Consider the following 22,272-nt stretch of genomic DNA (forward strand, 5'->3'; position numbering starts at 1 on the left):
GCGCAGGCTGGCTCCCCTGCTGGACAACGACCGCAACCAGATCGAGCTGTTCACCGCGCTGCTGCTGTCGCTGCCCGGCTCGCCGATCCTGTACTACGGCGACGAGATCGGCATGGGCGACAACATCTGGCTCGGCGACCGCGACGCCGTCCGCACCCCCATGCAGTGGACCCCGGACCGCAACGCGGGATTCTCGTCCTGTGATCCGGGACGGCTGTATCTGCCGACGATCATGGACCCGGTCCACGGCTACCAGGTGACCAACGTCGAGGCGTCCATGGCGTCCCCGTCGTCACTGCTGCACTGGACCCGCCGCATGATCGAGATCCGCAAGCAGAACCCGGCGTTCGGGCTCGGCACCTACACCGAACTCCAGTCGTCGAACCCGGCGGTCCTCGCCTTCCTGCGCGAGTACGAGGACGACCTGGTGCTGTGCGTGCACAACTTCTCGCGGTTCGCGCAGCCGACGGAACTGGATCTGCGACCGTTCGGCGGCCGACATCCCGTCGAGCTGTTCGGCGGGGTGCGATTCCCGGCCATCGGTGAGCTCCCGTACTTGCTGACCCTCGGGGGCCACGGCTTCTACTGGTTCCGGCTGCGCAAGGACGCCGCCTGAGAGCCCGGCGGGGCGGTTTCCACCGCCCCGCCCGGGGCACGCATGAGTAACACCCCGACCCCCCGGGGAAAGGACGCGACGCCATGTCGGAAGCCGTCACACGTACCGTCACCACTTCGCCCGGCCTCCTTGCGTCACTTGATCCACTGCTGCGGGAGTGGCTGCCACGACAGCGGTGGTTCGCGGGCAAGGGGCGTCCGGTCACCGGGTTCTCGATGGTCGCCGCCACCGAACTGCTGCCGCCCGGCGGCAAGCTGGGCCTGAACCATCTGCTGGTGCGCGCCCACCAGCCGCTCGCGCCGGTGCCGGGCGCACCCGAGCAGCCCGCCGACTGCTACCAGCTCCTCATAGGGGACCGCGAGGCACTGCCGCCACGGCTCGCGCCGGCGCTGATCGGGCACGTGACCGAGGGCCCGCTCGCCGGACGCACGGTGTACGACGCCCTGTGCGACGCCCGCCCCGCCGAACTGCTCCTGGAGGCGATGCGCACCGGGGCCCGGATCGGCGCGCTGCGCTTCGAACGGGACGGAGACCAGGAGTTCCGGTCCGGTCTGGTACCGCGCCTGGTCACCTCGGAACAGTCCAACTCGTCCGTCGTCTACGGCGATACGTTCATCCTGAAGCTGTTGCGCCGGATCGTGCCCGGCGTCAATCCCGACCTGGAGCTGCCGCTCGCGCTGGCCCGCGAGAGCTGCGACCGGGTGCCCGCGCCGACGGCGTGGTTCCGCTCGGAGCTGGCCGGTGAGTCGTACGTACTGGGCGTGCTCCAGCCCTTCGTGCAGGGCGCGGCGGACGGCTGGGAGCTGGCGCTGCGGGAGCTGGCCAAGGGCGAGGACTTCGCCGCCGAGGCGCGGGCGCTGGGGCGGGCGACCGCCGAGGTGCACACGGCGCTCGCCCGTACGCTGCCGACGGTGACCCTCGGGCACACGCAGGTGCAGCAGCTGGTCGACGGCATGGTCGAGCGGCTGGAGGCGGCCGCGCAGGCGGTGCCGGCGCTGCGGCCGTACGCGCCCGCGCTGCGCTCCGCGTTCGAGGCGCTGGCCGGTCTCGCCGCCGAGGGCTGCACCTGGACCGCCCAGCGCATCCACGGCGATCTGCACCTCGGTCAGTGTCTGCGCTCGCCGGGCGGCCGTTGGTGGCTGATCGACTTCGAGGGTGAGCCTTCGAAGCCGCTGGCCGAACGGCGGATGCCGCAGCCGCCGGTGCGGGACGTCGCGGGCATGCTGCGCTCCTTCGACTACGCGGCCCACTCCGCCGACCTTCCGGTGCCGGGCTGGGCCGAGGCCTGCCGGGCCGCGTACTGCTCCGGGTACGCGCAGGTCAGCGGCGCCGATCCGCGGACCGATCCGGTGCTGCTGCGGGCGTACGAGACCGACAAGGCGATCTACGAGGTCGTCTACGAGGCCCGGCACCGCCCCGACTGGCTCCCGGTGCCGATGTCCGCCATAGGCAGGCTCGCCGCGGACTCCGACGCCCCGCCCTCTTCCCCCAGCCCGTCGTCCCCACCTTCGCCTAGGAGGCCCCGCCCGTGACCCCCCGCACCACTCCCTCCAGCGGTTCGGAAGCCGAGAGCACGGCCGCGCAGCCGGCCGAGAAGACAAGCGTCGCCAAAAGGGCGACGACCAAGGCCGCCGAGGCCGCGGAGGCCGTGAAGAAGGGGACGGCGAAGAAGGCGACGGCGAAGGCCGCCGGGCAGAAGAAGACGGCCACGAAGAAGGCGGCCGGGAAGAAGGCCGAGGCGAAGAAGCCGGCCGCCAAGAAGGCGGTGACGAAGAAGGCCACCGCGAAGACCACGGCGGCGAAGAGCACGGCCGCGCAGAGCACCCCGGCCAAGAGCGCCGCCCCGAAGAAGGCCGCCAAGAAGATCCCCGCGCAGAAGGCGGCGCGGAAGAGGATTCCCGCGCAGCAGGCGGTCCCGAAGCCGGCCGAGCCCGTGGAGGACGCCGTCTCCCCGGCCCTCGACGCCGTCGACCGCGACCGCCTCCTCACCGGCACCCACCACGCCCCGCACTCCGTGCTCGGCGCGCATCCGGTGCCCGGCGGTGTCGCCTTCCGCGCCTTCCGGCCGTTCGCCCTGTCGGTGACCGTCGTCGTGGGGAACCTGCGGGCCGAACTGCACGACGACGGGGAGGGGTTCTTCTCCGGGCTGCTGCCGCTGCGGGAGATCCCGGCCGGCTACCGGCTCCTCGTGGCGTACGAGGGATCGGTGCAGGACACCGAGGACGCGTACCGCTTCCTGCCCGCGCTCGGCGAGCTCGATCTGCATCTGATCGGCGAGGGCCGGCACGAGGAGCTGTGGCGGGCGCTCGGCGCCCAGCCGATGACGCACCAGGGCGTGACCGGCACCCGCTTCACGGTGTGGGCGCCGAACGCGCGCGGGGTGTCCCTGGCCGGCACGTTCAACTTCTGGGACGGCACGGGCAGTCCGATGCGCTCGCTCGGCGGCACCGGTGTCTGGGAGCTGTTCGTGCCGGGCATCGGCGAGGGCGAGCTGTACAAGTTCGAGATCACCCGGCCCGACGGCTCCAAGACGCTGCGCGCGGACCCGATGGCCCGCCGGACGGAGGCCCCGCCGAACACGTCCTCCATCGTGTACGCCTCGGAGCACGAGTGGGGCGACGCGGCGTGGCTGGAGCGGCGCGGGACGGTGCCGACGCACGAGGCGCCGTTCTCGGTGTACGAGGTCCACCTGGCGTCCTGGCGGCCGGGGCTGACGTACCGCCAACTGGCGGAGCAGCTGCCCGCGTACGTCAAGGACCTGGGCTTCACCCATGTCGAGCTGATGCCGGTCGCCGAGCACCCCTTCGGCGGCTCCTGGGGCTACCAGGTCACCGGCTTCTACGCGCCCACGGCCCGCCTCGGCACGCCCGACGACTTCAAGTACCTGGTCGACGCCCTGCACCGGGCCGGGATCGGCGTACTGATGGACTGGGTGCCGGCGCACTTCCCGCGCGACGACTGGGCGCTGGCCGAGTTCGACGGGCGTCCGCTGTACGAGCACGAGGATCCGCTGCGTTCGGCGCATCCCGACTGGGGCACGCTGGAGTTCGACTTCGGGCGGCGCGAGGTGCGCAACTTCCTGGTCGCCAACGCCCTGTACTGGTGCGAGGAGTTCCACATCGACGGGCTCCGGGTGGACGCGGTCGCCTCCATGCTCTACCTGGACTACTCGCGCGAGCCGGGCCAGTGGGTGCCGAACGAGCACGGCGGGCGGGAGAACCTGGACGCGGTGGCGTTCCTCCAGGAGATGAACGCGACGGTGTACCGGCGGGTGCCGGGCGTCGTGACGATCGCGGAGGAGTCCACGGCCTGGGACGGTGTGACACGTCCGACGCATGTGTCGGGGCCCGGCGGGTTCGGGGGCCTGGGGTTCGGCCTGAAGTGGAACATGGGCTGGATGCACGACTCGCTGGAGTACATGGCCAAGGAGCCGGTGCACCGCAGGTACCACCACAACGAGATGACGTTCTCGATGGTGTACGCGTACAGCGAGAACTACGTGCTGCCCATCTCCCACGACGAGGTCGTGCACGGCAAGCGGTCGCTGGTGTCGAAGATGCCGGGCGACTGGTGGCAGCAGCGGGCCAACCACCGTGCCTACCTGGGCTTCATGTGGGCGCATCCGGGCAAGCAACTGCTCTTCATGGGGCAGGAGTTCGCACAGGGCGCCGAGTGGTCGGAGGCGCACGGGCCGGACTGGTGGCTGCTGGACCCGGCGTACGGGGCGGAGCCCGACCACCGCGGGGTGCGGGACCTGATCCGCGATCTGAACACGGTCTACCGCCACACGCCGGCGCTGTGGCAGCGCGACACCGATCCGTCGGGCTTCCGGTGGGTGGTGGGTGACGCCGCCGACGACAACGTGTTCGCGTTCCTGCGCTTCGACGCGGAGGGCGTGCCGTTGCTGGCGGTGTCGAACATGTCGCCGGTGGTGCGCGACGAGTACCGCCTCGGTGTCCCGGACGACGTCCCGGCCTGGCACGAGGCGGTGAACACCGACGCGGCGAAGTACGGCGGCGGCGACGTCACCAACCCGGCCCCGCTCAAGCCGGAACCCCAGCCCTGGCACGGCCGCCCGGCGAGCATCCGCCTGACGCTGCCACCGCTGGCGACGGTCTGGCTGCGCCCGGCGTAGAGATCCTCTCGAACGCCGGGCGAGCTGGCCCACCCGGCCCGTCCGGCGTTCGAGGACGAGGCGCGCGTCAGGCCGACAGCGAGGGTCCGGGGGCGGCAGCCCCCAGGGACGGTCACCCCGACGCCGACAACCCCTCGGCCAGGCCCAGCGGCAGCGAACCCGTGTGCAGCACCCCCAGCCGCTGTGTCGCCCGCGTCAGCGCCACGTACAGGTCGCTGGTGCCGTACAGGCCCGGTTCCACCACCAGCACCGAGTCGAACTCCAGGCCCTTGGACTGCCGGGGGTCGAGGAGCACGACGCCGCGCGTCAGGTCGGGCTCGGCGCCCGCGGTGATGCCGTCCAGCTGTGCCGCCAGTTTCCGGTGCAGGTGGCGCGGGGCGATGACCGCGAGCCGGCCCTCCGCCGGGGTGAGTTCCTCGACGGCCTTCGCGACCGCGCCGGGCAGGTCGTCGGTGGCGCGCACCCAGGGACGTACACCGGTGGACCGTACGGAACTCGGCGGTTCGAAGTCCGGGTTCTGCGCCCTGACGACCGCCGCCGCGAGGTCCATGATCTCGGCGGGCGTGCGGTAGTTGACGCCGAGGCGGGTGTGCTCCCAGCGGTCCTGGACGTACGGCTGGAGGATCTTCCGCCACGAGCCGACGCCCGCCGCCTCCGCCGTCTGGGCCGGGTCGCCGACCAGGGTCATCGAGCGGGTCGGGCTGCGCCGCATCAGCAGCCGCCACGCCATCGGCGACAGCTCCTGCGCCTCGTCGACGATGATGTGCCCGAACGCCCAGGTCCGGTCGGCCGCCGCGCGCTCGGCGGCGCTGCGGTGGTCGTCCTCCTCATGGCGCTCGGCGAACCGCTCGGCGTCGATGATGTCGTGCGCGGACAGGATCTCGGAGTCCTCCTCGTCCTTGTCCTCGAACTCGTAGGTGCGCGAGGCGTACGAGACGTCCAGCACGCCCTGCGCGTAGGCGACCTGCGTCTCACGCTCCCGCTCGGCCAGCGCCCGCCGCACCCGGTCGTCCTCGCCGAGCAGTTCGGCGGCCTCGTCGAGCAGCGGTACGTCCGCCACCGTCCACGCCCGGGTCACGGGCCGGCGGATCGCGGCGACGTCCTCGTCGGGGAGGTAGCCCACGGGGTCGGCGAGGAAGTCCGCGACCAGTCGCTGCGGGGTCAGTCGCGGCCACAGCTGGTCGATGGCGGCCCAGACCTCGGGGTTCTCGGCGATGTCGTCACGGATCTGCGTGATGTCGCTCGGGTCCAGCAGGTTCGTGCCGTCGAAGGGGTCCGTCCCGACCCGCTCGGCGTACAGCTCGGTGAGGGTGTTGAGAATGTGGCCCTCGAAGTGCTCGCGTGCCGCGTTGTGCGGCAGCCGCGCCGCGCGGGCCTTCTCGCGCGCCACCTTCACCAGGCCGTCGTCGAGCATGAGGATCTCCCGGTCGTGCTCGATGGCGATCACCGGGTCGGGCAGCGCCTGCCAGTCCCGTACGACCTCGGCGAGCACGTCGGCCATGCCGGCGCGTCCCTTCACCGCGGCGGCCTCGCGGGTGTCGGTCGCGGTCGCCTTCACGCCGGGGAACAGTTCGCCGACGGTGGCCAGCAGCACGCCCGTCTCGCCCAGCGCGGGCAGGACCTCGCCGATGTAGCCGAGGAAGGCCGGGTTGGGGCCGACGATCAGCACCGCGCGCTTGGCGAGCAGCTCCCGGTGTTCGTAGAGGAGGTAGGCGGCGCGGTGCAGGGCGACGGCCGTCTTGCCGGTGCCCGGGCCGCCCTCCACGACGAGCACCCCGCGGTGCGGTGCCCGGATGATCTCGTCCTGCTCGGCCTGGATGGTCTGCACGATGTCGTTCATCCGGCCGGTGCGCGCGGTGTTCAGCGCGGCGAGCAGGACCGCGTCGCCGGTCGGGTCCTCGTGGCCGGTGCGCTCCCGGTCGCCGAGGTCGAGGATCTCGTCGTGCAGGGCGGTGACCCTACGGCCGCCGGTGGTGATGTGCCGCCGGCGCCTGAGCCCCATCGGCGTGTGGCCGGTGGCCAGGTAGAAGGGCCGGGCGACGTCGGCGCGCCAGTCGAGCAGGATCGGCGTGCGCTCGGCGTCGTCGGTGCGCAGGCCGATACGGCCGATGTGGTGGGTGGTGCCGGAGGAGAGGTCGATCCGGCCGAAGCAGAGCGAGCCGTCCACGGCGTTCAGCGCGGCGAGCAGCCCCGAGCGCTCGGCGACCAGGATGTCCCGCTCAAGCCGTGCCTGCATGGGCGTGTTGCCCTGGGCGAGCGCGTCGGTGACGGAGTCCTCGGTGTCACCGCGCAGCGCGTCCACGCGCGCGTACAGGTCGTCGATGAATTCCTGCTCGCGTCGCATTTCACCGTCTTGAAATTCGGTGTTTGACAATTCTGCTCCCGCCCGGATATACTGTGCGCACTGAACTTCACCGCGACCGAATTCACGCGAAGTCGCGAACCATTGAATATACGCAAAGAAATCCCCCGAGCGCAATTGCCGGGGGATTTCTTGTGTTCAGGCCGGTGTTCCGGGTGGAATCACAGCACGTCGGCGAGCTCCTCCAGCAGTCGCCGCTTGGGCCGCGCGCCCACCATCGACTTCACCGGTTCACCCGCGCGGAACACCATGAACGTCGGCATCGACAACACCTTGTACGCGTTGGTGGTGTCCGGGTTGGTGTCCACGTCCAGCTGCACCACCTTCAGCCGCTGCCCCTCCTCCGCGGCCAGGGCCGTGAGCACCGGCCCCATCTGCCGGCAGGGCGGGCACCAGTCCGCGGTGAACTCCACCAGCACCGGCAGCTCCGCCCCGATCACCTCCGTCTCGAAGTCCGCGTCCGTCACCTCGGCCACGCCCGCCGCCCTGATCACAGCTCATGCCCTCCCAATTCGCACAACGGTGGTTCCACATCGGCCTCGGTCGCCTCGGCCGTCACCAGCCGCACGCCGATCTTGGCCCGCACGGCCTGCAACTCGCCGATCAGCTCGTCGATTTCGTCGAGCTTGCGCCGGTAGACCTCGAGCGAGGCGGGACACGAGTCGCCCTCGGGGTGCCCGGCCCGCAGACACTCCACGAAGGGCCGGGTCTCCTCCAGGTCGAACCCGAAGTCCTGCAACGTCCTGATCTGCCGCAGCAGCTTCAGATCGGCCTCGTCGTAGGTCCGATAGCCGTTGCCGCCGCGTCGCGCGGGCAGCAGCCCCCGCGACTCGTAGTAGCGCAAGGTGCGCGTCGTGGTCCCGGCCCGCGCGGCCAGCTCGCCGATTCGCATGCGTACGAACGTAATCCTTGACGCCGACGTCAGGGCAACCTCGGCAGGAGCGGCTTTCCCGGCAGGGGCGAGGACAGCACGGTCGACGTGGCCGTGCGGCCCGGCGCCGAGGTCGGGCAAGATCCGCCCGGCCGGCTTCTCCCACCCGGACGCGGACCGGATCCGCGCCGCCCGCCGGATCCTCGGCGACCGGCTGGTGTCGGTGCAGAACCGGTACTCGCCCGCCGTACGGGCCGGCGAGGCCGAGCTCCGCCTGTACGCGGAGCTCGGGCTCGCGTTCCCGCCGTGGAGCCCGCTCGGCGGCATCTGGCGCAGCTCGCTCGACGGGCCCTCGCGGGTGGCGGACGCCCGGCCCGGTGCCTGCCGCGCCGTGGCGCAGGCGCACGGTGTCAGCCCGCGGCGGATGGCCCTGCCTGGCCGCCGGCCCGGTCCCCGGGAGTGATCCCGGTACCGGGGGCGGGCCGCCCGGAGACGATCCGGGACTCGGCGGGGGCGGCCGGCCTCGATCCGAGCGCTCAGGAACTGGAACGGCTCGACGGACGGCAAGCGTCAACCGGCGGCAACGGAGGGTGGACCGGACGGCTGAGTGACGGTGGACAACTCAGCCGCCCGGCGCAACGGCCGGACGCCCGGCCCCGGTTCAGGCGGGGCCGGACGTCCGGAGTATGGAGGGGCCGAAGGCCCTCGGGCGCGGGGAACTGCGCGACCAGCCACGAAGGACCCGCAGCCGACGGACCGCAGCACCCCCGAGCCCCTTTTCGGCTCTCCCGGCGGAACGCTTACGCCTTGGCGAGTTCCTTCTCGCCGCCCCGCTCCGGCACCTCGGCCGGCGCGGGGTCGTGGTCGTCCAGGAGGGTCTTCTCGTCGAACGGGATCTCGCCCGCGAGAACCTGGTCGACCCGGCCGCGGTCGATCTCCTTCGTCCAGGTGCCGATCAGCACCGTGGCGACGGCGTTGCCCGCGAAGTTGGTCAGGGCGCGGGCCTCGCTCATGAAGCGGTCGATGCCGACGATGAGGCCGATGCCGTCCACCAGGGCGGGCTTGTGCGACTGGAGGCCACCGGCCAGGGTCGCGAGGCCGGCGCCGGTGACGCCCGCGGCGCCCTTGGAGGCGACCAGCAGGAAGAGCAACAGCGGGATCTGCTCGCCGATCGACATCGGCGTACCCATGGCGTCGGCGATGAACAGGGACGCCATGGTCATGTAGATCATGGTGCCGTCGAGGTTGAAGGAGTAGCCGGTCGGGACGGTGATGCCGACCACCGGCTTGCTGACGCCGAGGTGCTCCATCTTCGCGATGAGGCGCGGCAGCGCCGACTCGGAGGAGGAGGTCGACAGGATCAGCAGGAACTCACGGCCCAGGTACTTGAAGAACGTGAGGATGTTCAGGCCCGCGACGATCCGCAGCAGCGCGCCGAGCACGATGAAGACGAAGAGGAAGCAGGTGACGTAGAAGCCGAGCATCAGCACCGCGAGGCTCTTCAGCGCGTCCAGACCGGCGGAACCGGTGACGGCGGCGATGGCGCCGAAGGCACCGATCGGGGCGGCCCACATGACCATGGCGAGGATGCGGAAGACGAGCCGCTGGATGTGCTGCACACCGCGCAGGATCGGCTCACCGGCGGAGCCCATGGCCTGGAGCGCGAAACCGGCGAGCAGCGCGACGAGCAGCGTCTGGAGGACCGATTCCGAGGTGAAGGCCGAGACGATCGTGGTCGGGATGATGCCGAGCAGGAACTCGGTGGTGTCCTTGGCCTCGGCGTCGACCTGCGCGTGACCGACGTCCTTCACCGCGTCCGTGACCGCGAGGCCGGTACCCGGCTCCAGGATGTTGCCGACGACGAGGCCGATGGCGAGCGCGACCAGGGACATCGCGAGGAAGTAGCCCAGCGCGATACCGCCCACGGCGCCGACCTTGGCGGCCTTGCGTACCGAGCCGATGCCCAGGACGATCGTGCAGAAGATGATCGGCGAGATCATCATCTTGATCAGAGCGACGAAGCCGGTACCGATGGGCTTCAGCTCGACCGCGAAGTCGGGAGCGGCGAGGCCCACGGTGATACCGAGGGCGACCGCGATGATCACCGCGATGTAGAGGTAGTGAGTGCGGTCCCGTCTGGCGACGGGTGCGGCAGGTGCCGTATCGGGGGAACTGGCGGCGGCCACGGCTGCCCTCCTTGACGTCTTCGTCGGTTCTGTCACCGGCGTGCGGCTCACGTCCGGGGTGGGGGGTCGCTGATCGGCTGCCGAGCCCCGGGGGAACGGGGTCGTGTTTCAGCGATGCGGTGACTATCTCCCGCGGTGTGAGGGCGGTCACCCTTCCGTTCATTTAGTTCACAATCAGCCAGGGAGGCAGACTGACGGCATGCGCATCCCCGTCCCGAGACCCCGCAGCCTGGCCGGCCAGCTCTTCGCGATGCAGGCCGTGCTGATAGCGGTGCTCGTCGCCGGATACGCGGTGTTCACCTACCTCAGCGACACCGGGCAGGCCGAGGACGCCGCGCGTCGTCAGGCCAAGGCCGTGGCGCAGTCGATCGCCGACGCCCCGTCCGTGCGGGAGGCGATCCGCACCCCCGACCCGACGGCCGAGCTCCAGCCGTACGCGCTGCGTGTCCAGCACGACGCCGAGGTCGACTTCGTCACGATCATGAACACCAAGGGCATCCGCTGGACGCACCCCGACGAGGAGCAGATCGGCCAGCACTTCCGCGGCCACACCGCGCGCGCCCTGCGCGGGGAGCCCTTCACCGAGACGTACACCGGCACGCTGGGACCGTCCGTGCGGGCGGTCGTGCCGATCTACGACGGGGGGCGGGATCCGGCCCACATCGTGGGGCTGGTCAGCGCGGGCATCCGGGTGGAGGCGATCAGCAAGCGGGTGCAGGACCAGCTGACGGCGCTGATCGGGGTGGCGGCGGGCGCGCTCACGCTGGGCGCGATCGGCACGTACGTCATCAACGCCCGGTTGCGCCGGCACACCCACGGCATGAACGCGGCCGAGCTGAGCCGGATGCACGACTATCACCAGGCCGCGTTGCACGCGGTGCGTGAGGGGCTGCTGATGCTGGACGGGCAGTTCCGGGTGGCGTTGATCAACGACGGCGGGCGGGAACTGCTCGGCGTGGCGGGCGACGTGGTGGGGCGGTCGGTCGCGGAGCTCGGGCTGCCGGCCCCGCTGACCGGGGCGCTGCTGGCGTCCGGGCCCCGGGTGGACGAGGTGTATCTGACAGCGGAGCGGGTGCTGGTGGTGAACACCTCGCCGGTGTCGGGCGGTGAGCGGCGCGGCACGGTGGTGACGTTGCGGGACGTCACCGAACTGCAGTCCCTGATGGGCGAGCTGGACTCCGAGCGGGGCTTCACCCAGGCGCTGCGGTCCCAGGCGCACGAGGCGGCGAACCGGCTGCACACGGTGGTCTCGCTGATCGAACTGGGCCGCGCCGAGGAGGCGGTGGAGTTCGCGACCGCCGAGCTGGAGCTGGCGCAGGCGCTGACGGACCAGGTGGTCGCGGCGGTCAGCGAGCCGGTGCTCGCGGCGCTGCTGCTGGGCAAGACGGCGCAGTCCAACGAGCGGGGCGTGGAGCTGGTCGTGTCGGAGGACAGCCGGCTCGACGACGGTCTGCTGCCGGACACCCTTCCCGCCCGGGATCTGGTGACCATACTGGGCAACCTGATCGACAACGCGGTGGACGCGGCACAGGGAAGCGTGGGGGCACGGGTGACGGTGACGGCGTACGCCGAGGGCGGCGAACTGGTGCTGCGGGTCTCGGACACCGGCGCCGGAGTGGATCCCGCGCTCGGTGAGACGGTGTTCCAGCGCGGGTTCTCCACCAAGCCGGCCGGGCCGGGCGGCCGAGGGCTGGGGCTGGCACTGGTCCGGCAGGCCGTGAGCCGGCACCAGGGGGTGCTGTCGGTGGCGGAGGCCGACGGAGGCGGGGCGGTGTTCGAGGTGCGGATGCCGTTGGTGGACGGGGCGGGCTCGCCGGAAGAGGCCGACTCGGCGGAAGACCCCGGCCCGGCAGAGGGCACGGACTCCGGCTCCGGCTCCAGCTCCAGGACGGGCTCCAGCCACAACCCCGGCAAGGGCTCCGGCTCCGCGGACGGCGCGGGCCCGGGTGGTGGCACCGTTTCCCCCGGAGAAGCCGGGCCCGCGGACGGCGCCGCCTCCCGGGGCGCGGCGGTTTCGAGAGGTGACGTATGACGGCGGCGGCCGAGCAGGCGATTCGCGTCCTGGTCGTGGAGGACGACCCGGTGGCGGCGGACGCGCACATGATGTACGTCGGGCGGGTGCCCGGGTTCGTCGCGGTCGGCAAGGCGCACACCGGCGCGGAGGCGCGCCGCGCGCTGGAGCGGACGCCGGTGGACCTGCTGCTGCTCGACCTGCATCTGCCGGATGTGCACGGGCTGCAACTGGCGCGCTCGCTCAGGGCGGCGGGGCATCACGCGGACGTGATCGCGGTGACGTCGGCGCGGGATCTGGCGGTGGTGCGCGAGGGGGTGTCCCTCGGGGTCGTGCAGTACGTACTGAAACCCTTTACGTTCGCCACGCTTCGGGATCGGCTCGTACGGTACGCCGAGTTCCACGCGGCGGTGGGCGAGGCGAGTGGGCAGGACGAGGTGGACCGGGCGCTGGGCGCGCTGCGTGCCCCGGGGCCGGCGGCGCTGCCGAAGGGGCTGAGTGCGCCGACGCTCGAGCGGGTGACCGGCGCGGTGCGGGACGCCGGCGAGGGGCTCACGGCGGCGGGGGTGGCCGAGGCGGTGGGGATCTCCCGGATCACGGCCAGGCGGTATCTGGAGCATCTGGTGGAGGCGGGCCGGGCCGAACGCAAGCCGGTCTACGGGCAGGTGGGGCGACCGGAGCTGGTGTACCGGTGGGTGCCGGGCCGGTAGCGGGCGAGTCCCGCAACATCCGACCTCCGCAGAAGCATTGACCTGACTAGACCACTCAACCTACGTTCACCGGGCAGCCATCCCCGCGCCACGACGAAGTGCGCTTGCAGGAGGTCATGCCCGTGCGCCCCACCGCCTCCCTCCCCACACTCCTCGCCCTCGCTCTCGCCGCCGCAGGCACGCTCACCGCGTGCGGCGGTGGTTCCGGGAGCGATCCGGACACCGTCAAGGTCTCCTTCAAGCAGTCCACGGACAACTCCATCAAGGTGATGGACACCTATCTCGCGGACATCAAGGAGCAGTTCGAGAAGGCGAACCCCGGCAAGAAGGTCGAGTTCGTCCCCATCAAGGCCCCGGACTCGGAGTACTACACCAAGCTCCAGCAGATGCTCCGCTCCCCCAAGACCGCCCCGGACCTGGTCTACGAGGACACCTTCCTCATCAACTCGGACATCACCAGCGGGTACTTGAAGCCCTTGGACCCCTATCTCTCCAAGTGGCAGGACTGGAACCAGTTCATCGACACGGCGAAGTCGGCAGCCCAGGGCGAGGACGGCAAGACGTACGGCGTCCCGGACGGCACCGACACCCGGGGGCTCTGGTTCAGCAAGGACGTCTTCAGGAAGGCCGGCCTGCCCGCCGACTGGCAGCCGAAGACCTGGGACGACGTCCTGGACGCCGCCCGCACCGTCAAGGAGAAGGTCCCGGGCGTCATCCCGCTCAACGTGTACACGGGCAAGCCCGTCGGCGAGGCCGCCACCATGCAGACCTTCGAGATGCTGCTGTACGGCACGGGCGGTAGCGACGGCACCACAGACCCCCTCTACGACAAGTCGTCCAAGAAGTGGATCGCCGGCAGCCAGGGCTTCAAGGACTCCCTCTCCTTCGTCGAGACCGTCTACAAGGAGAAGCTCGGCCCGGAGGTCTCCGACGCCCTCGACCCGAACGTCATGACCCGGGTGCGCGGCGAGTGGCTGCCGAAGGGCAAGCTCGCCATCGCCCTCGACGGCTCCTGGCTCCCGCAGGACTGGCTGCCCGGCAGCGGTCACGAGTGGCCCGAGTGGTCCGAGGAGCTGGGGCTCGCCGCCATGCCCACGCAGAACGGCCAGGCGCCCGGCAAGGTGAGCATGTCGGGCGGCTGGACGTGGTCCATCCCGGCCAAGGCGGGCAACCCCGACCTCGCCTTCGAGTTCATCAAGACGATGCAGACCAAGGCGAACGCGCAGAAGTGGTACATCGCCAACTCCGGCATCGCCGTACGTGAGGACGTCGCGGACGACCCGGCGTACACCGACGCCCAGCCCGGCATCAAGTTCTTCACGGACCTGGTCGCCAGCACCCACTACCGGCCCGCGTTCCCGGCGTACCCGAAGGTCTCCACCGCGGTGCAGGAGGCGATGGAGGGCGTGACGACGGGTGACATGTCGGTGGACGACGCGGCCAAGGGGTACGACGAGGAGCTGAGGTCGGCGACGGACGACCAGGTGATCCAGAAGTGAGGGACGGCGAGGACCACCGCCCATGACCGCCGAAGCACCGCACGCGGCGGCAGGCCCGGCGCCGGGCAAGTCCCCGTCGGGTCCGCCGTCACCGGGTCCGCCGGGCCCGCCGCCCGCCCCGCTGCACCGCAGCCTCGCCCGGGCCCTGCCCGTCTCCCCCGCCGTCGTCCTGCTGCTGCTCTTCCTCGCCGGCCCGATCGCCTACTGCGCCTTCATCGCGTTCACCGACCTCCAGCTCACCGGCCAGGCCGAGGAGTCGTTCGTCGGGTTCGACAACTTCCGTACGGCCTTCGGTGACGAGGCGTTCCTCAACGCGGTCTGGATGACCCTCGTCTTCACCGTCATCTCGGCCCTGGTCGGCCAGAACACCCTGGGCCTGGCCCTGGCCGCGCTGATGCAGCGCGCGTCGAAGCCGGTCCGCACCCTGGTGGGCGGCATCGTCGTCACGGCGTGGGTGCTGCCGGAGGTCGTCGCAGGGTTCCTGCTGTACGCCTTCTTCCGCCGCGAGGGCACCCTGAACGCCATCCTGGAGTGGCTCCGACTGCCCACCCAGAACTGGCTTTTCACCCTGCCGATCCTGGCGGTGTCGTTCGCGAACGTATGGCGGGGGACGGCCTTTTCGATGCTGGTCTACTCGGCGGCCCTCAACGAGATCCCCAAGGAGATCACGGAGGCGGCCGAGGTCGACGGCGCCGGCGGCTGGCGCCGTCTGTGGCACATCACCCTCCCGATGATCCGCCGCTCCATCGGCACCAACCTCATGCTCATCACCCTCCAGACCCTCTCCGTCTTCGGGCTGATCTGGGTGATGACGAGGGGCGGCCCGGGCGGCAGGAGCCAGACCCTGCCGCTGTTCATGTACGAGGAGGCGTTCCAGAAGAGCATGATCGGCTACGGCACCGCGGTCGCCCTGCTTCTGCTGGTGGTGGGCTCGCTGTTCTCGGTGGTCTATCTGCGTCTGCTGCGGACGGAGGTCTGACGCGCATGGCCCGTTCCCTCGCCTCCCGCCGGAGCACGCGCCGACTGGCCGCCGACGCCGGTCTGCTGGTGGTGGCCGCGGCGTTCGTGCTGCCGCTGGTGTGGGTGGTGCTGTCGTCCCTGGACACCGGCGCCGACCTCCAGGTGAAGGTCCCCGACGGCCTCACCCTGGACAACTTCGACGCGGTCCTGACCCCGGAGATCACCTTCACCCCGTTGCTCAACAGCCTGCTGCTGTGCGGCGGCGGGACGGCCCTGACGGTGGTGTGCGCGGCGCTCGCCGCCTACCCGCTGTCCCGGTTCCGCTCGCGCTTCAACCGCCCGTTCCTGCTGACGATCCTGTTCGCGACGAGCCTGCCCATCACGGCGATCATGGTGCCGGTGTACGCCCTGTTCGTGCGGGTGAACCTGATCGACACCATGCAGGGCACGATCTTCTTCTTCGCCGCCTCCCAACTGCCGTTCGCCATCTGGCTGATGAAGAACTTCATGGACGGGGTGCCCAAGGAGCTGGAGGAGGCGGCCTGGACGGACGGCGCGTCCTCGCTCCAGTCGCTGGTGCGGATCGTGCTGCCCCTCATGGGCCCCGGAGTGGCCGTGGTGACGGTCTTCTCCTTCGTCATGATGTGGGGCAACTTCTTCGTGCCGTTCATGCTCCTGCTGACGCCGGACCAGATGCCGGCGTCCGTGAGCATCAACGACTTCTTCGGCAACCGCGGGATGGTGGCGTACGGACAGCTCGCGGCGTTCTCCATCGTCTACTCGACGCCGGTGATCCTGCTGTACGTACTGATCTCACGGCGGCTGGGCAGCGGCTTCGCGCTGGGCGGTGCGGTCAAGGGGTGACGTCGGGGAGCACTCCCGCCCGGAACGCCTCCACACCCACGACCCGGCGCACCCGCACCGGCTCGATCAGCAGCATCACGCGCCGCTCCCCCGGCAGCAGCCAGGGGTAGCGGTCCTGCCCGATGTACTTCTGCGCGAGCCGGTCCATCGCCCGTTCCGCCACATCGCCCTCCACGAACCGGACGACCCGCCCCCGGATCTCGGCCCGGTCGTAGGGGTTCTCCGGGTCGTGGTGGGACAGGGAAACGTTGGGATTGAGCCGCAGGTTGTCCACCTTCACCCGCCCCATGGACGTGTTGACCATGACGTACTCGTCTTCGATGTCCGCCCACATGGGCGAAACCTGCGGCATCCCGCCGGGGTCCACCGTCGCGAGGTGCCAGAAGTTCGGCGCGAGGAGACGCTCGCGAATATGCCCGTTGAGCTTGCCGTTCACCGGCGGTCACCACCTTCCGGGGCCGCCGCGGTGACGCCCCGGCGCCATCCTCATCGCCGTCCCGCGTGACCGACAGACGATCTTCGGCCAGCGGCGAACCCGTCAGTAGCCGTAGCTTCCTACAATCCGTGATCCTGGCCGAACAGACCGTAGTCACCCCATCTCGGGGGGCCTACGTTGTGGCGCGTGCGTCGACCCCCAGCCCAACCGAACCAGCCCTACAACCGCTCCAGCCACCGCAATCCGCCCACTCCCCCGTTCAACGCCCCCGCCGCCCGCAGACTCCGCACGGCCCTGAGCATGGGCCCCGGACATGTCGCCTACGGCATGCGCGTCTCCTACGGCCTGCCCTACGTCACCGAGGACCTCGTCATCGCCTGGGAACGCGAACTCGCGGCTCCCACCAGCAACGAGCTCACCGCCCTGGCGGGCGTGCTGTGGTGCTCGCCCGGTGAACTGCTCGGCAAGCCCCGGACCCTGCGCGAGCACCGCATCGCCCGCGGTCTGGCGCCGGAGGACGTGGCCCGTGCCGTCGGGCACGAGGTCCAGGCGTATCTGCGGATGGAGGAGAACGACGACTGGCGCGGCACCGACCGCCAGTCCACCGCCCTCGCCGAGATCCTCGGTCTGACGATCCCCGACTTCATCACCGTCACCGGCCGTGAGGCCCGCCTCGCCGACCTGCTGCGCAGCGCGGTGACGACGCGCTGGCAGGCCTATGTGCGCCCGGTCGGCAAGATGGTGCCGCTGGACCGGCGGCTGCTGGAGATCACGCTCCAGGAACTGCACCAGCACTACCAGGGGCAGATGACCGCCACCCTCAGCTGGGGCGGCGGCAGCGGGGACTCCAGCGCGGCCGGCCGTGAGTTCATGGACGGGATCGTGGAGCACTTCTGGACGATGGTCCAGGAGAACGGCCCCTGACCGCTGTGGTCGTTCTCCGGTCGGCGGGACCCGTGGCTAGAAGACGGACTCCGCCTCGTCCATCCGGTCCTTGGGCACCGTCTTCAGCTCGGTGACCGCCTCGGCCAGCGGCACCATCACGATGTCCGTGCCGCGCAGCGCGGTCATCCTCCCGAACTCGCCCTGGTGCGCGGCCTCCACCGCGTGCCAGCCGAAGCGGGTGGCGAGCACCCGGTCGTACGCGGTCGGCGTGCCGCCACGCTGGACATGGCCGAGAATGACCGGCTTGGCCTCCTTGCCGAGGCGGCGCTCCAGCTCGAAGGCGAGCGCCGTGCCGATGCCCTGGAAGCGCTCGTGGCCGTACTGGTCGATCTCGCCCTTGCCGTAGTCCATGGAGCCGTCGGCGGGGTGGGCGCCCTCGGCGACGCAGATCACCGCGAACCTCTTGCCGCGCGAGAAGCGCTCCTCGACCATCTTCACGAGGTCGGCGGGGTCGAAGGGGCGCTCCGGCAGACAGATGCCGTGCGCGCCGGCCGCCATGCCGGACTCCAGCGCGATCCAGCCCGCGTGGCGGCCCATGACCTCCACGACCATCACGCGCTGGTGCGACTCGGCGGTGGTCTTCAGGCGGTCCATGGCCTCGGTGGCGACGCCGACGGCGGTGTCGAAGCCGAAGGTCCGGTCCGTCGAGGAGATGTCGTTGTCGATCGTCTTGGGCACCCCGACGACGGGCAGCCCGGCGTCGGACAGCATGCGTGCCGCGGTCAGGGTGCCCTCGCCGCCGATCGGGATGAGGGCGTCGATGCCGAAGTCACGGGCGATGTCGGGGGCGTTCTCACAGGCCTCGCGCAGCCGGTTGCGCTCAAGGCGCGACGAGCCGAGGATCGTGCCGCCGCGGGCCAGGATGCCGCTGACGGCCTCCAGGTCGAGGTGGCGGTAGTGGCCGTCCAGCAGGCCCGCGAAACCGTCCTCGAAGCCGATCACCTCGTCGCCGTACTGGGCGACGGCTCGGTGCACGACCGACCGGATCACGGCGTTCAGGCCGGGGCAGTCGCCGCCTGCGGTGAGGACTCCGATACGCATCGTGCTGTGTCTCCTGCTCGCTGTTGACACCGGTGAGCCTGTCCGATTGTTTCACGTCCCCGAGGGCACCGTCCGACCCGCCGACCTGACGGGCGCCTTATCCACCGCCAAAGGTATTGTCAAGAGGGTTTCGCTCACCTCACTGGGCGATTTTGCGACCCTGGAACCGCCCCCGGGGGACCCGTCCGGAACACCTCACGACGAAAGGGAGACCACGCGTGACGCGCAGCGTGTACGTGACCGGCATCGACCGCGGCGACGGCCGGCAGGTCGTCGAACTGGGAGTCATGGAGCTCCTGACCCGGCAGGTCGACCGGGTGGGGGTGTTCCGGCCGCTGGTGCATCACTCCCCGGACCGGCTGTTCGAGCTGCTGCGCGCCCGGTATCGCCTCTCCCAGGACCCGACGACGGTCTACGGCATGGACTACCACGAGGCGTCCGCCCTCCAGGCCGAGCGCGGCACGGACGAGCTGGTCTCCACCCTCGTCGACCGGTTCCACGCGGTCGCCCGCGACTACGACGTCGTCCTGGTCCTCGGCACCGACTACGCCGGCACCCAGCTCCCGGACGAGCTGTCCCTGAACGCCCGGCTCGCCAACGAGTTCGGCGCGTCGGTGATATCCGTCGTGGGCGGGCGCAAGCAGACGACCGAGTCGGTGCTCGCCGAGACGCGCAACGCCTACCGGGCGTACGAGAACCTGGGCTGCGACGTGCTCGCCATGGTCACCAACCGGGTCGCCCGCTCCGACCGGGACGAGATCGCCGGGCTGCTCGACTCCCGGCTGCCGGTGCCCTGCTACGTCGTCCCGGACGAGCCCGCCCTGTCCGCGCCGACGGTGTCGCAGATCGCCCAGTTCCTGGAGGCGAAGGTCCTGCTCGGCGACGACTCGGGGCTCGCGCGCGACGCGCTGGACTTCGTGTTCGGCGGCGCGATGCTGCCGAACTTCCTGAGCGCCCTGACCCCGGGCTGTCTGGTCGTCACCCCGGGGGACCGCGCCGACCTCGTCGTCGGCTCACTGGCCGCGCACAGCGCCGGCACCCCGCCGATCGCCGGTGTGCTGCTCACCCTCGACGAGCGCCCCGGCGACGCGATCCTCACCCTCGCCTCGCGCCTGGCCCCCGGCACCCCGGTGCTGTCGGTGCCCGGCTACAGCTTCCCCACCGCCGAGCAACTGTTCTCCCTGGAGGGCAAGCTGAACGCGGCGACCCCGCGCAAGGCGGAGACCGCGCTCGGTCTGTTCGAGCGGTACGTCGACACCGGCGAGCTGCTGAAGCGGGTCTCGGCGCCGAACTCCGACCGGGTCACGCCGATGATGTTCGAGCACAAGCTGCTGGAGCAGGCCCGCTCGAACATCCGCCGCATCGTGCTGCCCGAGGGCACCGAGCCGCGGGTGCTGCACGCCGCGGAGGTGCTGCTGCGGCGCGGGGTGTGCGACCTGACCCTGCTCGGCCCGGTCGACCAGATCCGCAAGCGGGCCGCAGACCTCGGCATCGACCTGGGCGACACCCAGCTGATCGACCCGGCCACCAGCGACCTGCGCGACTCCTTCGCCGAGAAGTACGCCCACTTGCGCGCCCACAAGGGCGTCACCGTCGAGCTGGCCTACGACGTCGTCTCCGACGTGAACTACTTCGGGACCCTGATGGTCGAGGAGGGGCTGGCCGACGGCATGGTGTCGGGGTCCGTCCACTCGACCGCGGCGACCATCCGGCCCGCCTTCGAGATCATCAAGACAAGGCCGGACGCGGGCATCGTCTCGTCGGTCTTCTTCATGTGCCTCGCCGACAGGGTCCTCGTGTACGGCGACTGCGCGGTGAACCCGGACCCCGACGCCGAGCAACTGGCCGACATCGCCATCCAGTCGGCGGCCACCGCCGAGGGGTTCGGTGTCGAGCCGCGCATCGCGATGCTGTCGTACTCCACGGGTACGTCGGGTTCGGGCGCCGATGTCGACAAGGTGCGCGAGGCGACCGAGCTGGTGCGCCGGCGGCGGCCGGACCTGATGATCGAGGGGCCGATCCAGTACGACGCCGCGGTGGAGCCGTCGGTGGCGGCGACCAAGCTGCCGGAGTCCGAAGTGGCCGGGCAGGCAACGATTCTGATCTTCCCCGACCTCAACACGGGCAACAACACCTACAAGGCCGTGCAGCGCTCGGCCGGCGCCATCGCCGTCGGCCCGGTGCTCCAGGGCCTGCGCAAGCCGGTCAACGACCTGTCCCGGGGCGCCCTCGTCCAGGACATCGTCACGACCGTCGCCATCACGGCGATCCAGTCCCAGCCCCAGTCGACCGCCCCGTCCCTCCACGAGAAGGCCACCGTCCAGTGACCGCGTCCCGCGTCCTCGTCCTCAACTCCGGTTCCTCGTCGGTGAAGTACCAGCTGCTGGACATGCGAGAGCGCAGCCGGCTGGCCGTGGGCCTCGTCGAGCGCATCGGCGAGCAGGTCTCCCGGCTCAGGCACACCCCGCTGGCGGCCGGCGGCGTAAGCCGCGAGTGGAGCGGCCCGATCGCCGACCACGACGCCGCCCTGAAGGCGGTGGCGGCGGAGCTGGCCAGGGACGGCCTCGGCCTCGACTCCCCCGAGCTGGCCGCGATCGGCCACCGGGTGGTGCACGGCGGCAAGCACTTCACCGAGCCGACCGTCATCGACGACGCCGTGCTCGCCGAGATCGAGCGGCTGATCCCGGTGGCCCCGCTGCACAACCCGGCCAACCTCACCGGCATCCGCACCGCGCAGGCGCTGCGCCCGGACCTGCCCCAGGTCGCCGTCTTCGACACCGCGTTCCACACCACGATGCCGGAGTCGGCCGCCCGCTACGCCATCGACGTGGAGACCGCCGACCGGCACCGCATACGCCGGTACGGCTTCCACGGCACGTCGCACGCGTACGTCTCCCGGGCCACCGCGAAGCTGCTGGGCAGGGCCCCACAGGAGGTGAACGTCATCGTGCTGCACCTGGGCAACGGCGCGTCCGCGTCGGCCGTGCGGGGCGGCCGGTGCGTGGACACCTCCATGGGACTCACCCCCTTGGAGGGGCTCGTGATGGGTACGCGATCGGGTGACATGGATCCCGCCGTCATCTTCCATTTGGCGCGTGTTGGCGATATGTCCATCGAGGAAATCGACACTCTTCTCAACAAGAAGAGCGGATTGATCGGCCTGTGCGGGGACAACGACATGCGGGAGATCCGCCGCCGGATCGACGAAGGTGACGAGCGGGCCCAATTGGCCTTCGACATCTACATTCACCGACTGAGGAAGTACATCGGCGCCTATTACGCGGTGCTCGGCCGGGTGGACGCGATCGCGTTCACGGCCGGCGTCGGCGAGAACGCGGCACCGGTGCGGGAAGCCGCCGTGGCGGGCCTGGACCAGCTGGGCCTCGCGGTGGACCCGGAACTGAACGCCGTACGCGGTGACGAGCCGCGGCTGATCTCGCCCGCGGACGCGAGGGTGGCGGTCGCCGTGGTGCCGACGGACGAGGAACTGGAGATCGCGACACAGACCTACGCACTGGTCGGCGGCACCGATATGCGGCCGCACCGCGCGGGCAACGACTGAGTAACACGGCTGAGCAAAGCACAGCTCATTTGTATCTTCCACCAGCCGGAATATTCCGCGGCGAAACAAACCGA

The 22,272-nt window shown here is 70.7% G+C and carries 18 protein-coding genes; 12 read left to right on the forward strand and 6 right to left on the reverse strand.

Annotated elements, in window-relative coordinates:
* From AC3ETA_RS03755 to glgB, 3 genes are all read left to right on the forward strand, one after another.
* The coding region (locus AC3ETA_RS03755) for an alpha-glucosidase C-terminal domain-containing protein (protein WP_432191368.1) at positions 1-616 on the forward strand (616 nt) is incomplete at its 5' end.
* Positions 617-699: 83 nt separating this feature from the next.
* Positions 700-2,148, forward strand: a complete 1,449-nt coding sequence (locus AC3ETA_RS03760; RefSeq protein WP_432191369.1) for a maltokinase N-terminal cap-like domain-containing protein — start codon at positions 700-702, stop codon at positions 2,146-2,148.
* The gene (gene glgB / locus AC3ETA_RS03765; protein ID WP_432191370.1) at positions 2,145-4,751 is read left to right on the forward strand and encodes a 1,4-alpha-glucan branching enzyme; all 2,607 of its coding nucleotides are present in this window, start codon (positions 2,145-2,147) and stop codon (positions 4,749-4,751) included. Before AC3ETA_RS03760 ends, glgB begins: the two co-directional genes overlap by 4 nt.
* A gap of 112 nt (positions 4,752-4,863) precedes the next feature.
* Here glgB and AC3ETA_RS03770 read toward each other — a convergent pair whose 3' ends face one another.
* The 3 genes from AC3ETA_RS03770 to AC3ETA_RS03780 all read right to left on the reverse strand — a co-directional run bounded on the left by AC3ETA_RS03770 (position 4,864) and on the right by AC3ETA_RS03780 (position 8,005).
* Complete coding sequence (locus AC3ETA_RS03770; protein WP_432191371.1) at positions 4,864-7,095, reverse strand: HelD family protein; 2,232 nt, start codon at positions 7,093-7,095, stop codon at positions 4,864-4,866.
* A 179-nt stretch (positions 7,096-7,274) separates the two neighbouring features.
* Positions 7,275-7,589: a thioredoxin family protein gene (locus tag AC3ETA_RS03775; protein ID WP_107905173.1), complete on the reverse strand. Its 315-nt coding sequence runs from the start codon at positions 7,587-7,589 to the stop codon at positions 7,275-7,277.
* 14 nt (positions 7,590-7,603) lie between these two features.
* Positions 7,604-8,005, reverse strand: coding sequence for a MerR family transcriptional regulator (locus tag AC3ETA_RS03780; protein ID WP_432191372.1), 402 nt, complete (start codon positions 8,003-8,005; stop codon positions 7,604-7,606).
* Between AC3ETA_RS03780 and AC3ETA_RS03785 the strand changes: the two genes are divergently transcribed.
* On the forward strand, positions 8,004-8,447 hold the full coding sequence (locus tag AC3ETA_RS03785; protein ID WP_432191373.1) for an aldo/keto reductase: 444 nt from the start codon (positions 8,004-8,006) through the stop codon (positions 8,445-8,447). The two genes, AC3ETA_RS03780 and AC3ETA_RS03785, sit on opposite strands and share 2 nt — an antisense overlap.
* Before the next feature lie 337 nt (positions 8,448-8,784).
* On the opposite strand, the gene AC3ETA_RS03790 is transcribed toward AC3ETA_RS03785, so the two are convergent.
* Complete coding sequence (locus tag AC3ETA_RS03790) at positions 8,785-10,170, reverse strand: cation:dicarboxylate symporter family transporter (protein WP_432191374.1); 1,386 nt, start codon at positions 10,168-10,170, stop codon at positions 8,785-8,787.
* A 199-nt stretch (positions 10,171-10,369) separates the two neighbouring features.
* On the opposite strand from AC3ETA_RS03790, the gene AC3ETA_RS03795 reads away from it, so the two are divergent.
* The 5 genes from AC3ETA_RS03795 to AC3ETA_RS03815 all read left to right on the forward strand — a co-directional run bounded on the left by AC3ETA_RS03795 (position 10,370) and on the right by AC3ETA_RS03815 (position 16,214).
* Positions 10,370-12,202, forward strand: a complete 1,833-nt coding sequence (locus AC3ETA_RS03795) for a sensor histidine kinase (RefSeq protein WP_432191375.1) — start codon at positions 10,370-10,372, stop codon at positions 12,200-12,202.
* Positions 12,199-12,891 carry a response regulator gene (locus AC3ETA_RS03800; protein ID WP_093747314.1) on the forward strand — a complete coding sequence of 231 codons (693 nt, stop codon included), beginning with the start codon at positions 12,199-12,201 and terminating at the stop codon, positions 12,889-12,891. Before AC3ETA_RS03795 ends, AC3ETA_RS03800 begins: the two co-directional genes overlap by 4 nt.
* 116 nt (positions 12,892-13,007) lie before the next feature.
* Entirely contained in the window at positions 13,008-14,390 is a 1,383-nt protein-coding gene (locus AC3ETA_RS03805; RefSeq protein WP_432191376.1) for an extracellular solute-binding protein, read from the forward strand.
* 22 nt (positions 14,391-14,412) lie between these two features.
* Positions 14,413-15,369, forward strand: a complete 957-nt coding sequence (locus AC3ETA_RS03810) for a carbohydrate ABC transporter permease (protein ID WP_432191377.1) — start codon at positions 14,413-14,415, stop codon at positions 15,367-15,369.
* 5 nt (positions 15,370-15,374) lie between these two features.
* Complete coding sequence (locus AC3ETA_RS03815) at positions 15,375-16,214, forward strand: carbohydrate ABC transporter permease (protein WP_432191378.1); 840 nt, start codon at positions 15,375-15,377, stop codon at positions 16,212-16,214.
* Here the strand turns inward: AC3ETA_RS03815 and AC3ETA_RS03820 are convergent.
* Entirely contained in the window at positions 16,204-16,650 is a 447-nt protein-coding gene (locus AC3ETA_RS03820; protein ID WP_432191379.1) for a PPOX class F420-dependent oxidoreductase, read from the reverse strand. The two genes, AC3ETA_RS03815 and AC3ETA_RS03820, sit on opposite strands and share 11 nt — an antisense overlap.
* Before the next feature lie 177 nt (positions 16,651-16,827).
* Between AC3ETA_RS03820 and AC3ETA_RS03825 the strand changes: the two genes are divergently transcribed.
* On the forward strand, positions 16,828-17,574 hold the full coding sequence (locus tag AC3ETA_RS03825) for a helix-turn-helix domain-containing protein (RefSeq protein WP_432191380.1): 747 nt from the start codon (positions 16,828-16,830) through the stop codon (positions 17,572-17,574).
* Positions 17,575-17,610: 36 nt separating this feature from the next.
* On the opposite strand, the gene AC3ETA_RS03830 is transcribed toward AC3ETA_RS03825, so the two are convergent.
* Positions 17,611-18,636, reverse strand: coding sequence for an ATP-dependent 6-phosphofructokinase (locus tag AC3ETA_RS03830; RefSeq protein WP_432191381.1), 1,026 nt, complete (start codon positions 18,634-18,636; stop codon positions 17,611-17,613).
* A gap of 218 nt (positions 18,637-18,854) precedes the next feature.
* Here AC3ETA_RS03830 and pta point away from each other — a divergent pair, with 218 nt between their 5' ends.
* Both pta and AC3ETA_RS03840 read left to right on the forward strand, forming a co-directional pair.
* On the forward strand, positions 18,855-20,963 hold the full coding sequence (pta, locus tag AC3ETA_RS03835) for a phosphate acetyltransferase (protein ID WP_432191382.1): 2,109 nt from the start codon (positions 18,855-18,857) through the stop codon (positions 20,961-20,963).
* Positions 20,960-22,198 carry an acetate kinase gene (locus AC3ETA_RS03840; protein ID WP_432191383.1) on the forward strand — a complete coding sequence of 413 codons (1,239 nt, stop codon included), beginning with the start codon at positions 20,960-20,962 and terminating at the stop codon, positions 22,196-22,198. Before pta ends, AC3ETA_RS03840 begins: the two co-directional genes overlap by 4 nt.
* Positions 22,199-22,272: the final 74 nt, after the last annotated feature.

The organism is Streptomyces sp. bgisy027, assembly GCF_057710365.1.